At 71.3% G+C, this 12,626-nt stretch carries 13 protein-coding genes; 4 read left to right on the top strand and 9 right to left on the bottom strand.

The window, feature by feature from the left end; genetic code table 11:
- The first annotated feature begins 7 nt into the window (after positions 1-7).
- Genes PGN23_RS02645 through PGN23_RS02635 form a run of 3 tightly spaced genes read left to right on the top strand, consistent with a single transcriptional unit; the run spans position 8 to position 3,132 of the window.
- Positions 8-1,135, top strand: a complete 1,128-nt coding sequence (locus PGN23_RS02645) for an EscU/YscU/HrcU family type III secretion system export apparatus switch protein (RefSeq protein WP_335301294.1) — start codon at positions 8-10, stop codon at positions 1,133-1,135.
- 34 nt (positions 1,136-1,169) lie between these two features.
- Entirely contained in the window at positions 1,170-2,717 is a 1,548-nt protein-coding gene (gene fliD, locus PGN23_RS02640; RefSeq protein WP_335301293.1) for a flagellar filament capping protein FliD, read from the top strand.
- A gap of 16 nt (positions 2,718-2,733) precedes the next feature.
- Entirely contained in the window at positions 2,734-3,132 is a 399-nt protein-coding gene (locus PGN23_RS02635) for a flagellar export chaperone FliS (RefSeq protein ID WP_335301292.1), read from the top strand.
- A gap of 46 nt (positions 3,133-3,178) precedes the next feature.
- Here the strand turns inward: PGN23_RS02635 and PGN23_RS02630 are convergent, their stop codons facing one another.
- Genes PGN23_RS02630 through argH form a run of 5 tightly spaced genes read right to left on the bottom strand, consistent with a single transcriptional unit; the run spans position 3,179 to position 7,826 of the window.
- Positions 3,179-4,135 (bottom strand): CorA family divalent cation transporter, encoded by a 957-nt coding sequence (locus PGN23_RS02630; RefSeq protein WP_335301291.1) that lies wholly within the window; start codon positions 4,133-4,135, stop codon positions 3,179-3,181.
- Complete coding sequence (locus PGN23_RS02625; protein ID WP_335301290.1) at positions 4,132-4,899, bottom strand: precorrin-2 dehydrogenase/sirohydrochlorin ferrochelatase family protein; 768 nt, start codon at positions 4,897-4,899, stop codon at positions 4,132-4,134. The genes PGN23_RS02630 and PGN23_RS02625 overlap by 4 nt, the downstream gene beginning before the upstream one ends.
- 52 nt (positions 4,900-4,951) lie before the next feature.
- Positions 4,952-6,208, bottom strand: coding sequence for a diaminopimelate decarboxylase (lysA, locus tag PGN23_RS02620; protein WP_335301289.1), 1,257 nt, complete (start codon positions 6,206-6,208; stop codon positions 4,952-4,954).
- A gap of 17 nt (positions 6,209-6,225) precedes the next feature.
- Positions 6,226-6,462 carry a hypothetical protein gene (locus PGN23_RS02615; RefSeq protein ID WP_335301288.1) on the bottom strand — a complete coding sequence of 79 codons (237 nt, stop codon included), beginning with the start codon at positions 6,460-6,462 and terminating at the stop codon, positions 6,226-6,228.
- Positions 6,459-7,826 carry an argininosuccinate lyase gene (gene argH / locus PGN23_RS02610; RefSeq protein WP_335302062.1) on the bottom strand — a complete coding sequence of 456 codons (1,368 nt, stop codon included), beginning with the start codon at positions 7,824-7,826 and terminating at the stop codon, positions 6,459-6,461. Before argH ends, PGN23_RS02615 begins: the two co-directional genes overlap by 4 nt.
- 16 nt (positions 7,827-7,842) lie before the next feature.
- Between argH and PGN23_RS02605 the strand changes: the two genes are divergently transcribed.
- Positions 7,843-8,430: a TlpA family protein disulfide reductase gene (locus PGN23_RS02605; protein WP_335301287.1), complete on the top strand. Its 588-nt coding sequence runs from the start codon at positions 7,843-7,845 to the stop codon at positions 8,428-8,430.
- Positions 8,431-8,586: 156 nt separating this feature from the next.
- Here PGN23_RS02605 and PGN23_RS02600 read toward each other — a convergent pair whose 3' ends face one another.
- The 4 genes from PGN23_RS02600 to PGN23_RS02585 form a co-directional block, all read right to left on the bottom strand.
- Positions 8,587-8,973, bottom strand: coding sequence for a hypothetical protein (locus PGN23_RS02600; RefSeq protein ID WP_335301286.1), 387 nt, complete (start codon positions 8,971-8,973; stop codon positions 8,587-8,589).
- 154 nt (positions 8,974-9,127) lie between these two features.
- The gene (locus PGN23_RS02595; protein WP_335301285.1) at positions 9,128-10,654 is read right to left on the bottom strand and encodes a peptide chain release factor 3; all 1,527 of its coding nucleotides are present in this window, start codon (positions 10,652-10,654) and stop codon (positions 9,128-9,130) included.
- 73 nt (positions 10,655-10,727) lie between these two features.
- Entirely contained in the window at positions 10,728-11,420 is a 693-nt protein-coding gene (locus PGN23_RS02590; RefSeq protein WP_335301284.1) for an RlmE family RNA methyltransferase, read from the bottom strand.
- Entirely contained in the window at positions 11,417-12,454 is a 1,038-nt protein-coding gene (locus PGN23_RS02585) for a Ppx/GppA phosphatase family protein (protein WP_335301283.1), read from the bottom strand. Before PGN23_RS02585 ends, PGN23_RS02590 begins: the two co-directional genes overlap by 4 nt.
- Positions 12,455-12,626 lie beyond the last annotated feature (172 nt).

Genomic DNA, 12,626 nt, shown 5'->3' with positions numbered 1-12,626 from the left:
TGGGCTGATGGCAGAGGACATGGGCGACAAGACAGAAGCCCCAACCCAGAAGCGCAAGACAGACGCGCGCGAAAAGGGCGACATCCTCAAGAGCCGCGAGTTCGCGACCGCGCTCGTCGTGCTCGCCGGCACCGCCTGGATGATCTTCTTCGGCCCCGCGCTCGTCGCGGCCTGCCGCGAGGTGATGGCGGCCAGCTTCACCTTCGGACGCGCCGACGTGGAGGATTTCCAGCCGTGGCGCCCGCTGATCCAGGCGGGGTGGAAGCTGGCGCCGCCGGTGGCGACGCTGTTCGCGATCACCATCGGCGCGGCGGTCGCGAGCCAGGCGGGCCTGGGGAGCCTGACCTTCAACGCCTCGCTGATGGCGCCCAAGGCGGCGCGGATCAACCCGGCCTCCGGGCTGAAGCGCATCTTCGGCCTGTCGGGCTGGATCGAGCTGGCGAAGTCGCTGCTCAAGGTCGTGCTGCTGGGCGCGATCGGCGCGTGGATGATGTGGAAGACCGCGCATTTCAGCTTCGGGCTGGCCTCGTCCAACCTGCCGGTGGCGCTCGCCTCGCTCGGCTCGACGCTGACGGGCGTGATGCTGGCGATGGCGGCCGGGCTGATGGGCATCGCGATGCTCGACGTGCCGACGCAGATCTTCCAGCTGCTGCGCAAGCTGCGCATGACCAAGCAGGAGATCAAGGATGAGCACAAGGAGAGCGAAGGCAATCCGGAGATGAAGGGGCATCTGCGCGCGAAGCAGCGCGCGATGCTGAACGGGGGCATGCGCAAGGCGCTGGCCGAGGCGCATGTCGTGCTGACCAATCCGACGCACTTCGCGGTCGCGCTGCGCTACGATCGCGGCAACGACCAGGTGCCGGTGGTGGTCGCCAAGGGGCGCGGCGCGACCGCGCTCGCCATCCGCGAACTGGCGGCGGAACAGGGGCTGCCGGTGCTGGAATATCCGGCGCTGGCGCGCGCCGTCTATTACACCAGCCGCGAGGGGCAGGAGGTCCGCGACGACCTGTACATGGCGATCGCGACCGTGCTGGCGTTCGTTTTCGGCCTGAACGCCGCGGCGGGGGGCGTGCAGCCCGCCATCGAGGTGCCGCCGACCGCCCGTTTCGACGAGCATGGCGCAAAACAGGGGTAAAGATCGCCGTCCGGCGGTCGTTTGAAAGAGCATCATGGCGACAGTCAGCAGCACCTCCGGCTCGACCACGAGCACCGCGACGCCGACCCCGTCGACGACCAAGACCGCCGCGCAGGTGGCGAGCGAGGCGGCGAAGTCGCTGATGGACTCGCTCGACGCCGGTTCGGGCGTCGACAGCGCCTCGGTCGTGTCGAAGCTGGTCGAGGCGCAGTTCGCGACCCGCCGGGCGCAGCTGACCGCGCGCTACGACACGCTGACCGCGCAGATTTCGGGTGCGTCCAAGCTGAAGGGCACGATCGACGACTTCACCAAGGCGCTGGAGAATCTGGTCAAGGGCGGGACGCTCGGCACGCAGCCGGTCAGCTCCAACAACGCCGCGGTCACCGCCGCCCCGATCCAGGGGCAGACCGTCGGGGCGCTGAACACCACGATCAAGGTCAATTCGCTCGCCACCGCGCAGACGACGACCAGCGCGAAGGTCGCGACGCCCGCCACCACCACGTTCGGCACGGGCACGCTGACGCTGAAGCTGGGCAGCGCGACCTATGCCAACGGCGAGATGACCGCCTTCACCCCCGGCAAGAATGCCGACAACAGCGACAAGGCGTTCGCGATCACGATCGATTCGTCGAACAACACGCTGGCGGGCATCGCGGCGGCGATCAATGCGCAGAAGGCCGGCGTCACGGCGACCGTCGTCACCGACGCCGATGGCGGTGCGTATCTGGCGATGCGCGGGCAATTGGGCGAGGAGCAGGCGTTCTCGCTGAGCGCCGGCGACCCGGCCAGCGACCTCGGCAAGTTCGACGTCCGCCCGCGAACCAGTGGCGAAACGTCTCCCCTCCCCTCCACCGTCGCGAGCGGTGCGGCCAACGCGTCGCTGACGATCGACGGCGCCACCGTCGAGCGCGCCACCAACGAGGTGTCCGACCTGGTTCCCGGCGTGAAGCTGTCGCTGACCGCGCCGGGCACGACGACGATCTCGTCCGCGCGCCCGACCACCGCGCTGACCAGCGCGGTGAAGGATTTCGTCGAGACCTACAACCAGGTGCTCGCGGTCGTGAAGGAAGAGACCGACCCGATCAACGGCGAGCTGCGCGCCGACCCGGCGGCCAAGACGCTGCTGCGCTCGCTCCAGTCGCTGACCAGCAAGGTGCTGCTGCCCAACGCCGCCGCCGGCACCGCCGCCTCGCTGTCCGCGATCGGGGTGCGCACCGTCGCCAAGACCGGCATGCTGGAGGTGGACGAGGGCGCGCTGACCGCCGCGCTGAAGAACGCGCCCGACGCGGTCGAACAGATGTTCGCCTACAGCCCGGTCGGCAACACCGGGCTGTATCAGGCGATGGCCTCGATCAAGAACGCCAGCGCCAGCACCGTCTACGGTCTGGGTGCGTCGACGACCCGCTATCGCCAGGCGCAAAGCGACCTGACCAAGAAGCAGGATTCGATCAAGGACCAGTCGGATCGCGCGACGACGCGGCTGACGCAGCAGTTCGCGAGCATGAATGCGCGCGTGTCCGCCTACAAGGCGACGCAGTCGTTCATGCAGCAGAAGATCGACATGTGGACGAAGCAGAGCTGAGCTGGGGATAGAAGAGATGGCTTACGCTTCCGCCCTGCTGCGCGACCCGGCGCGCACCTATCGCGAGATCGACCTCGCCGGCCGTACCGCGGCCGCCGATGGCCCGGCGCTGGTCCAGCTGCTGTACGAGGAGCTGACGCAGGCGCTGCGCGTCGCCGCCTGGGCCACCGACCACCGCCAGTTCGCCACCCGCAGCGAACGCGTGACGCGCGCCACCGCGATCCTCTTCGCGCTGGAGGCGAACCTGGACTTCGACAAGGGCGGCGAGGTGTCGCGCGTGCTCGCTCGCTTCTACGCGGGCTGCCGCAAGCAGGTGATCGAGGCGAGCCTGGGCACCGATGGCCAGCCGCTGCGCAACGTGGCGGCGGAGCTGGACGAGATCGCGGGCGCATGGAAGCAGGCGCGCGCGGCGTAGGACGGGCGTCACCCCGGACGTGATCCGGGTAACGGGTTTGCGCCTCCTACCCCCGGAACCAGTGTTTCCGCAGGAAGTAGATCACGATCCCCGCCGCGATCGCGGCGCAGGCGCCCATGATGGCGTCGAACGCCCAGGGCTCCTCGGCATAGGGCAGCCCCTTCACGTTCATCCCGTACAATCCGGTGATGAAGGTCAGCGGCAGGAACACCATCGCCGCGACCGCGATCATCAGGCTGCGCTGGTCGAGCTGTTCCGCGCGCAGGTCGGTCAGCGCCTCGTGCATCAGTGCGGAGCGTTCGCGGATCGCCTCCACCTCCTCGGCCATGCGCGCGGCACGGTCGGCGGCGGCGGCGAGGTGGGCGCGGTCGTCGTCCGCCAGCCAGTCGCCCGGCAGCGCCGCCAGCCGCTCCAGCGCGACGCGCTGGGGGCTGAGGAACCGGCGGTAGCTGATCGCCTCCGAGCGGACGCGCGTGACCCCGCGGCGCAACTCGAAGATGCGATCCGCGCGCAGCCCCTGTTCGCAATCGTCGAGCCAGTCGCCCAGCTGCGCGACGACCGGGTCGAGATCCTCGGTGATGGCGGTCGCGAAGCTGCTGATGAGGTCGCCCGGATCGCGCACCTCGCCGCGGCGCATCTGCTCGACCACCGTATCGGTCGCGATCAGATGCTTGCGCGTGACCGACACGACGCGCCCCTTGGCCGCCCACAGGCGGATCGAGGCGAGGACGTCGGACGGGTCCAGTTCCTCCTCGGTCCGGCCGCGCATGTTGAGGAAGGCGCCGTCCGCCATCTTCTCGCAGCGCGGACGCGATTCCGCGGCGGTCAGCGCGTCGACGGTATAGGGGGCGAGCTTCGCCTCGTCGCGCAGCCACGCCTGCGCATGGTCGGCATTGGTGTTCAGGTGCACCCAGACGAACGGCGCGCCGCATTCGAGCGCGCCCCTGACCGCCACCTCGTGCGCGGCGCCGTCCGCATCGATCCGCCAGGCAAAACCGCTCATGCCCCATCCCCCCGCATCGACACGTCCACCGTCAGGCCGGGGTGGTCGTCGCCCGGCGCCGCCGCGGTAAGCTGGCGCAACGCATCGGCGCGGGCGCGGTTCAGGATCGCGGGCGGAACATCGGCGCGGTGGGTCACGCGGTCGGCGGCGGCGAGCAGGCGCGCCTGGCGCAGCGTGAGGTCGTCGGGATCGGCGGAGGCGAGGACGAGGCGTTCGAGCCCCGTCGCCGCGCCGCCGGCGGCGATGGCCGCGATCACGTCCGCGCCGTCATGATCCTCCAGCGGGTCGAGCGCCCCGCCAGCGGCCAGCGCAGCGCCGATCGCGCGCCGTCGCTCGCCGCCATCGGGATAGTGCGCCCGCAGCGCGGTGCGGGCGGCGTGGAGGGCCTCGGCGAGGCGGCCGAGCGAGGCGGGGAGCAGCGCCTCCAGCCGCTGGCGCAGCGCCGCCGCGAGCCCGGCGGAGACGCCGCCGGTGCCGACCGCGATGATGACGGGGGCGCGGTCGACGATCGCGGGGAGCGTGAAGTCGCACAGATCGGGCCGGTCGACCGCGTTGACCAGCACGCCGCGCGCCTTCAGCCGCGCCACCGCCGCCGCGTCATCGGCGACGATGGCGAGCCGGGCATGGGGGTCGTCCTCCCCCACCACGATCGCGCCGGCGCGCTCCAGCAGCCGCCGCTTGGGCGCGGCGGCTTCCTCCTCCCCCACCAGGATCACGGGGCGGCCGTGGAGCCGCACGAACAGGGGGAGGCTGTGGAGCGTCATGCGCCGGACAGGCCCAATGTTGGCGATGTTGGCGCAGAACGGGGGCGCAGCGTCACAGCCACTCCGGCACGCACTCCGCCGCCAGGATCGTTTCGGCTGCGATACGATCGGCGACGACGGCAAAACGGTCGCCGTCGACCAGCACCTCCGGCACCAGCGCGCGGCTGTTGTAGGTCGACGCCATCGTCGCGCCATAGGCGCCCGCGGTGTGGAAGACCGCGAGGTCGCCGCTCGCCACCCGGTCCACCTCGCGACCCATCGCGAACGTGTCGCCGGTCTCGCACACGGGGCCGGCGATGTTGGCGGTAAAGTGCTCGCCGGTGGGGCGAACGGCCGCGAAATCGTGCCACGCATCGTACAGCGACGGGCGCGCGAGGTCGTTCATCGCGGCATCGACGATGACGTAAGGGTGCGTCACGCCGGGCTTCACCCAGATGACCGTGGTCAGCAGCACGCCCGCGCCGCCGGAGATCACGCGTCCGGGCTCGAACATCAGCCGCACGTCCCACCCGCGCGTCGCGCGCGCGACCATCGCGCCGTAATCGGCGAGGTCGGGGGGCACGTCGCCCGCCCTGTAGGCGATGCCGACGCCCCCGCCGAGATCGACGCGCGCGATCGTGTGGCCCGCGGCGCGCAGCTCGTCGACCAGCTGCTTGACGCGCGCATAGGCGGCCTCCAGCGGCGCGAGGTCGAGCAGCTGGCTGCCGATGTGGATCGCGACGCCCTGCATCGCCAGCCCCGGCAGCGCGGCGAGGCGCGCGTACATTGCGGGCGCCTGATCGATGGGCACGCCGAACTTGTTCTCCTTGCGCCCGGTCGAGATCTTGGCATGGGTGCCCGCGTCCACGTCCGGGTTGACGCGCAGCACCGCCTTCGCGGTCAGCCCGCGTTCGGCGGCGAGGCGGGCGAGGACGACGCCCTCCTCCTCCAGCTCCAGGTTGAACTGGCCGATCCCGGCCTCCAGCCCGCGCACCAGCTCGGCCGCGGTCTTGCCGACGCCGGAGAAGACGATCCCCTCCGCGGGCATCCCCGCCGCCAGCGCGCGCGCCATCTCCCCGCCGGAGACGACGTCCGCGCCATAGCCCTCCGCCGCGAGCAGGCGCAGCACGGCGATATTGGGATTGGCCTTGATGGCATAGGCGAGGTGGACGTCGGGCACCGGCGCGAGCCCGTCGCGAAACGCGCGCGCCTGCTGCCGGAAGGCGGCGGCGGAATAGACGTAGACGGGGGTGCCGACCTCATCGGCGATGCGCGACAGCGGCACGCCCTCGCAGAACAGGGCGCCGTCCCGATAGTGGAAATGGTCCATGGGTCTTCTTTCGGGCGTCAGCTCGGCGGCAGGTCGAACGGATCGTCCTGTCGTTCGCGCGAGCGGGTCATGACATCGCCGGTGCGCTGTGGGCGCTGCTGGACCGTCGGGGTCAGCAGCTGGGTCACGCCCGGCGTCGCAGTGGCGCCATACGGCGCTGCGGGCAATTGCTCACCCGCGGCCGGTTTGAGCGTGCCGGTCGATCCGCACGCGGCCAGCGCGAGCGCGGCTGTCAGCGGGAGCAGGCCCCTCACGCGCGTGCGTCCCGCGCGGCACGGATCGCGGCGCGGACATTGTCGGGCGCGGTGCCGCCGAAGCTCCTGCGGCTGGCGACCGAGGCATCGACCGACAGCACGCCGTAGACCGCCTCCGTGATCCGCGGGTCGATCGCGCGGAGATCGGCGAGCGGCACCGCATCGAGCGTGCAGCCGAGCGCCTCCGCCCGCGCCACCGCGCGCCCGGTGATGTGATGCGCCTCGCGGAAGGGCACGTCCGCCTCGCGCACCAGCCAGTCGGCGAGGTCGGTCGCGGTGGCATGGCCGCTCTCCGCCAGGGCGCGCATGCGATCGGTGCGGAAGGTCGCGCTCTCCACCATGCCCGTCATCGCCGCGATCGAGATGGCGAGCAGGTCGTGGCATTCGAAGACCGGCGGCTTGTCGTCCTGCATGTCCTTCGAATAGGCCAGCGGCAGCCCCTTCATCGTCACCATCAGGCTGACGAGGCAGCCGGTGATGCGGCCCGCGTGGCCGCGCACCAGCTCTGCGGCGTCCGGGTTGCGCTTCTGCGGCATGATGCTGCTGCCGGTCGACCATTGGTCGGAGAGCGACACGAAGCCGAACGGCTGCGACGCCCAGAGCACGAATTCCTCCGCGAGGCGCGAGAGGTGGAGCGAGCATTGCGCCGCCGCCATCAGGTAATCGAGCGCGAAGTCGCGGTCGCTGACCGAATCGAGGCTGTTGCGCGTCGGGCCGTCGAAGCCGAGCGCCGCGGCGGTCGCGGCGCGATCGACCGGGAAGCCGGTGCCCGCCAGCGCCGCCGCGCCCAGCGGGCACAGGTTGCCGCGCGCGCGATTGTCGCTGAACCGCGACACGTCGCGCGACACCATCTCGTGATAGGCCATCAGGTGATGGCCGAGCGTCACCGGCTGCGCCGATTGCAGGTGGGTGAAGCCGGGCATCACGCTGTCGGCATGTTCCTCCGCGCGCGCCAGCAGCGCATCGTCGAGCGCGGCGAGCGCGGCGAGCACCTGATCGGTGGCGCCGCGCACCCACAGGCGGAAGTCGGTCGCGACCTGATCGTTGCGGCTGCGCGCGGTGTGGAGGCGCCCGGCGACGGGACCGATGGCGTCGGCCAGCCGCGCCTCGGTCAGCATGTGGATGTCCTCCATCGCGAGGTCGACCGGCACGCCGTCCGCGGCATAGCCGGCGGCGACCTGCTCCAGTCCGGCAGCGATCGTCGCGGCGTCGTCGGCGGCGACGATGCCCTGCGCGCCCAGCATCGCGACATGCGCGCGGCTGCCGGCGACATCCTCCTGCCACATCCGCTTGTCGAAGGGAATCGAGGCGTTTATCTCACGCATCACCGCGGCCGGGCCTTCGGCGAACCGACCGCCCCACATCTGGTTGGAACCGCTCATGACCTCACGCTCGGCGATCGTCTGTCTCCTGGCGACCGCGCTCGCGGCCACGGCGTGCGATAGGGCGTCGCCGGGCAACGGGCAAGCGGAGGCGAACGTCGCCGCGCCGGCCGCTTCGTCGGACGAGGTGACGGCGAGCGCGCCGAAGGCGGAAAAGGTGGATCGCAGCCACAAGGGCGAGACGGCGCCCGACGCGGCATTCACCACCGCGGACGGCAAGCCGGCGACGCTCGCAGGCTACGAGGGCAAGCCGCTGCTGGTGAACCTGTGGGCGACCTGGTGTGCGCCGTGCGTCAAGGAGATGCCGACGCTGAACACCGCAGCGGGAGCGCTGGGCGACAAGGTGCGCGTGATCGCGGTGAGCCAGGACATGGAGCCGGCGAAGGCGACCGCCTTCTTCGCCGCGCGCAAGCTGCCCGCGCTGGCGCTCCACCTCGATCCGAAGCTGGCGCTGAGCACGGCCTATGCCGCGAACCTGCCGACGACGATCCTGTACGGCGCGGACGGCAGGGAGATCTGGCGCGTGACGGGGGATCTCGACTGGACCGGGGCGCAGGCGACGGGGTTGCTGGCGGAGGCGGGGTAATCCGGCTTGCGTTCCGGCGGACGCGGGAACCCGGGGCGACGCAGAGAAACGACCGTGGTGCACGACGACCCTGGGCTCCTGCGTTCGCAGGAGAACCGATGTGACATCGGCTGCCGTTTCGTCACCCGGGCTCAAGTCCGGGGTGACAGGTGCGCGTCAGCGGTTGCCCTCCTGCGCCTCCCGCGCGCGCTCGATCTCCGCGCGGCGGCCCTCGCGGCGCAGGTCGTTGCCGGCCTGCTCCAGCGCGGCGCCGGCGCGGCCGGTGGCGGCGTCGGTGTGACGCTCGACATCGGCGCGCAGCCGGTCGGCCGCGCCGTCGAGGCGGTCGGCGGCGCGGTCGAGCGACCGGGCCGTCACCGCATCCAGCGTGTTGCCGACATGGTCGGTCAGGCGATCGACGCTGCCGACGACGTTGGCGGTCGCGGCATCGACATCGGCGGCGATCGCATTGCCGGTGCGCTCGGCGTGATCCTCGACACGGTCGCTGCATGCGGCGAGCGCGGCGGCGGCGAGCGCGAGGATCAGCGGGGTACGGCGGTTCATCACATCATCTCCGTGGGGACTGATGCGGATCAATCGGCGAGGGCTCAAATCGTTGCCTCCGACCTCGTCGTCATTGCGAGCGCAGCGAAGCAATCCAGGGCAGCGCGCGGAACACTGGATTGCTTCGCTGCGCTCGCAATGACGGAGGCTTCGCCTATCGCTCCCGCGCGGCGGAGAACTTCACCTTCGGGTTGCGGTCCTGCGCGTAGCCGACGTCCCAGGCCGACTTGGCGAGATACACCGGGTTGCCGTCGCGGTCCCTGGCCATGGCCGAGCGGTTGAGGTCGGTGAACGCCTTGAGATCGGCGGGGTCCTCCGCCGAGACCCAGCGTGCCGTGTCGTAGGGCGCGGGCTCCAGCGCGGCGGCGACCTTGTACTCCGCCTCCAGCCGCGACAGCAGCACGTCGAGCTGGAGCTGGCCGACGACGCCGATGATCCAGTTGCTGCCGATCTCGGGGTAGAAGACCTGGGTCACGCCCTCCTCCGCCATGTCGTCGAGCGCCTTGCGCAGCTGCTTGGTCTTGGTGGGGTCCTTCAGCGCGACGCGGCGCAGGATCTCGGGCGCGAAATTGGGCAGCCCGGTGAAGCGCACGTCGGCCCTCTCCGACAGCGTGTCGCCGACGCGCAGCGTGCCGTGGTTGGGGATGCCGATGATGTCGCCGGGGAACGCCTCGTCCGCGACCTCGCGGTTCTGCGCGAAGAAGAGGATCGGGGAGTGGACCGCGATCGGCTTGCCGTGGCCGGTCGGGGTCAGCTTCATGCCGCGCCGGAACGTGCCCGAGCACAGCCGCATGAACGCGATGCGGTCGCGGTGCTGCGGGTCCATGTTGGCCTGCACCTTGAAGATGAAGCCGGTGACTTCCTTCGTCTCCGGGGTGACCGGGGCGGGCTCGGCCGGCTGCGGGCGCGGCGGGGGCGCGAAGTCGGACAGCGCCGCGATCAGCGCGTCGGGGCCGAAATCCTTGAGCGCGGAGCCGAAATAGACCGGGGTCAGGTCGCCGTTGCGATAGGCCTCGGCATCGAAGTCGGCATAGCCGGCCTGCGCCAGTTCGATCTCCTCGGCCACGTCGTCCGGCAGGGTCGGGTCCGCCTCCACCTTGCCCTGGAACAGGCGGCTGTCGCCCTCCGGGCGGCTGATGCGGCGGGTGGCGAGGTCGAGGATACCCTCGAACGTGCCGCCCATCCCGACCGGCCAGGTCATCGGGCAGACGTCGAGCGCGAGCATGTCGGCGATCTCGTCCAGGAGCTCGAACACCGGGCGGCCTTCGCGGTCGACCTTGTTGACGAAGGTGATGATGGGCACGCTGCGCAGGCGGCAGACCTCGAACAGCTTGCGCGTCTGCGGCTCGATCCCCTTGGCGGCGTCGATGACCATGATCGCGCTGTCGACCGCGGTCAGCGTGCGGTAGGTATCCTCGCTGAAATCCTCGTGCCCCGGCGTGTCGAGCAGGTTGAAGGTGATGCCGCCGTGCTCGAACGTCATCACCGAGGACGTGACGGAGATGCCGCGCTGCTGCTCGATCTTCATCCAGTCGGAGCGCGCGCGCCGGTTCTGCCCGCGCGCCTTCACCTCGCCCGCCAGATGGATCGCGCCGCCGAAGTACAGCAGCTTCTCGGTCAGCGTGGTCTTGCCCGCGTCGGGGTGGGAGATGATCGCGAAGGTACGGCGGGGGGAGGTCATGCGGGTGTCCGGACAAGGCGCGCGCGGCGGCGCGGCGCGCGGGTAACGGGGATGGGGCGGGCCGTGAGCGGCGTCAGTTGTCGGCGGGCGGCGCGGCGCGGCCCCCGTCGCGGCCCTTGAAGCCCTGCGCGACGACGAACCATTCGACCGAGCCCTTGCGGCTCGACGGCGGCTTGGCGTGCTTCACCGTCGCGAAGTTGCGCTTCATCTCCGCCACCAGCGTCGAATCGGCGCCGCCCGCGAACACCTTCGCGACGAAGGTGCCGCCGGGACGCAGCACGTCGACCGCGAAGGCGAGCGCGGTCTCCACCAGCGCCATGGTGCGCAGCGCGTCGGTCTGCGGATGGCCGACGGTGTTCGCCGCCATGTCGGACATGACGAGGTCGGGCGCGCCGCCCAGCGCCGCCATCAGCCGGTCGGGCGCGTCGTCGGCCATGAAGTCCATCTCGAAGATGGTGACGCCGTCGATCGGATCGACCGGCAACAGGTCGATGCCGACGATCGCCGCGGCCGGCGACAGGCGCCGCACCACCTGGCTCCACCCGCCCGGCGCGATCCCCAGGTCGATGACGCGCCTGACGCCCTTGAGCAGCCCGAACCGCTCGTCGAGCTCGATCAGCTTGTAGGCGGCGCGGCTGCGATAGCCCTCCGCCCTGGCGCGGCGGACATAGGGATCGTTCAGCTGGCGCTCCAGCCAGCGGGTCGATTGCGCGGTCCGGTTGCGCGCGGTCTTGACGCGCTGACGGCCGACCCCGGCCCCCCTCATGCCCCCGTCTCCATCAGCCGGCGCAGGATGCCCTCGCGGATGCCGCGATCCGCCACGCCCAGCCGCTCGGCGGGCCAGATGTCGAGGATCCCCTCCAGGATCGCGCAGCCCGCGACGACCAGATCGGCGCGCTCGCGCCCGATGCACGGCAGCAGCGCGCGCTCGGCCAGCGACATGCCGGCCAGTTCCTGGCTGATCGCGCGCATCGCCGCGGCGGGCGCGATCAGCCCGTCGACCTGCGAACGGTCGTAGCGCTCCAGCCCCAGGTGCACGCTCGCCAGCGTCGTGACCGTGCCGCTGGTCCCCAGCATCCGCGGCACGCTGGTCAGCGCCGGCAGCCGCGCGGCGAAGGGGGCGAAGCTTTCCGCCACCAGCGCGCGCATCCGCCGGTACGCCGCGGCGCGTTCCTCCGCGGTCCGCCCGCCGCCCGCGCTTTCGGTCAGCGACACCACGCCCCAGGGCGCGGAATGCCAGTCGCGCACGCGCGGCACCGGCGTGTCGCCGTCGACCAGCACCAGTTCGGTCGACCCCCCGCCGATGTCGAAGACCAGCGCCGGCCCCGTCCCCGGCTCCAGCAGCGCGTGGCAGCCGAGCACCGCGAGCCGCGCCTCCTCCTCCGCGGAGATGATGTCGAGGTGGATGCCGGTTTCCTCCAGCGCGCGCGCGATGAAGCGCGTGCCGTTGCTGGCGCGGCGGCACGCCTCGGTCGCGACCGAGCGCGCGAGGCGGACGTTGCGGCGCTTCAGCTTGTCGGCGCACACCTTCAGCGCGGCGATGGTGCGCTCGATCGCGGCATCCGACAGCGCGCCCGACGCCGACAGCCCCTCGCCCAGCCGCACGATGCGCGAGAAGGCGTCCACCACCGCGAACCCGTCACCCTGCGGGCGCGCGATCAGCAGGCGGCAGTTGTTGGTGCCGAGGTCGAGCGCGGCATAATGCCGCGGGGCGCCGCGCGCATGCCGCGGCGCGGGAAGTGCCGAACGGGCAGGGCCCTGACCCTGCCGGCGCGGCAATTGGGCGGGATATTCCACCATTGCCGTCAATTTCCTGTCTCTTCCGCCCCGCCGCCCGCGTCGGATGTCGCGGGCGCCGGCCGGTGCTTGGGCGCCAGGCTACACACTCGCCGCCGACACGGCAAGTTGGCCATCCACAGGCCACCGCACCGACACGAATCGGGTTGACCCGCGGGGGCGACCGGCCTAGAGA

Origin of the sequence: Sphingomonas adhaesiva (assembly GCF_036946125.1) — a bacterium.
Classification (GTDB): Bacteria; Pseudomonadota; Alphaproteobacteria; order Sphingomonadales; family Sphingomonadaceae; genus Sphingomonas; species Sphingomonas adhaesiva_A.
The sequence above is the reverse complement of the archived record's forward strand: the minus strand, read 5'-3'. Positions and strand labels throughout refer to the sequence as shown.

Bases quoted from the DNA above. Each gene is read 5' to 3' on its own strand.
- PGN23_RS02645 (WP_335301294.1), top strand. From the start codon at position 8: ATGGCAGAGGACATGGGCGACAAGACAGAAGCCCCAACCCAGAAGCGC.
- fliD (WP_335301293.1), top strand. From the start codon at position 1,170: ATGGCGACAGTCAGCAGCACCTCCGGCTCGACCACGAGCACCGCGACG.
- PGN23_RS02635 (WP_335301292.1), top strand. From the start codon at position 2,734: ATGGCTTACGCTTCCGCCCTGCTGCGCGACCCGGCGCGCACCTATCGC.
- PGN23_RS02630 (WP_335301291.1), bottom strand. From the start codon at position 4,135: ATGAGCGGTTTTGCCTGGCGGATCGATGCGGACGGCGCCGCGCACGAG.
- PGN23_RS02625 (WP_335301290.1), bottom strand. From the start codon at position 4,899: ATGACGCTCCACAGCCTCCCCCTGTTCGTGCGGCTCCACGGCCGCCCC.
- lysA (WP_335301289.1), bottom strand. From the start codon at position 6,208: ATGGACCATTTCCACTATCGGGACGGCGCCCTGTTCTGCGAGGGCGTG.
- argH (WP_335302062.1), bottom strand. From the start codon at position 7,826: ATGTGGGGCGGTCGGTTCGCCGAAGGCCCGGCCGCGGTGATGCGTGAG.
- PGN23_RS02605 (WP_335301287.1), top strand. From the start codon at position 7,843: ATGACCTCACGCTCGGCGATCGTCTGTCTCCTGGCGACCGCGCTCGCG.
- PGN23_RS02600 (WP_335301286.1), bottom strand. From the start codon at position 8,973: ATGAACCGCCGTACCCCGCTGATCCTCGCGCTCGCCGCCGCCGCGCTC.
- PGN23_RS02595 (WP_335301285.1), bottom strand. From the start codon at position 10,654: ATGACCTCCCCCCGCCGTACCTTCGCGATCATCTCCCACCCCGACGCG.
- PGN23_RS02590 (WP_335301284.1), bottom strand. From the start codon at position 11,420: ATGAGGGGGGCCGGGGTCGGCCGTCAGCGCGTCAAGACCGCGCGCAAC.
- PGN23_RS02585 (WP_335301283.1), bottom strand. From the start codon at position 12,454: ATGGTGGAATATCCCGCCCAATTGCCGCGCCGGCAGGGTCAGGGCCCT.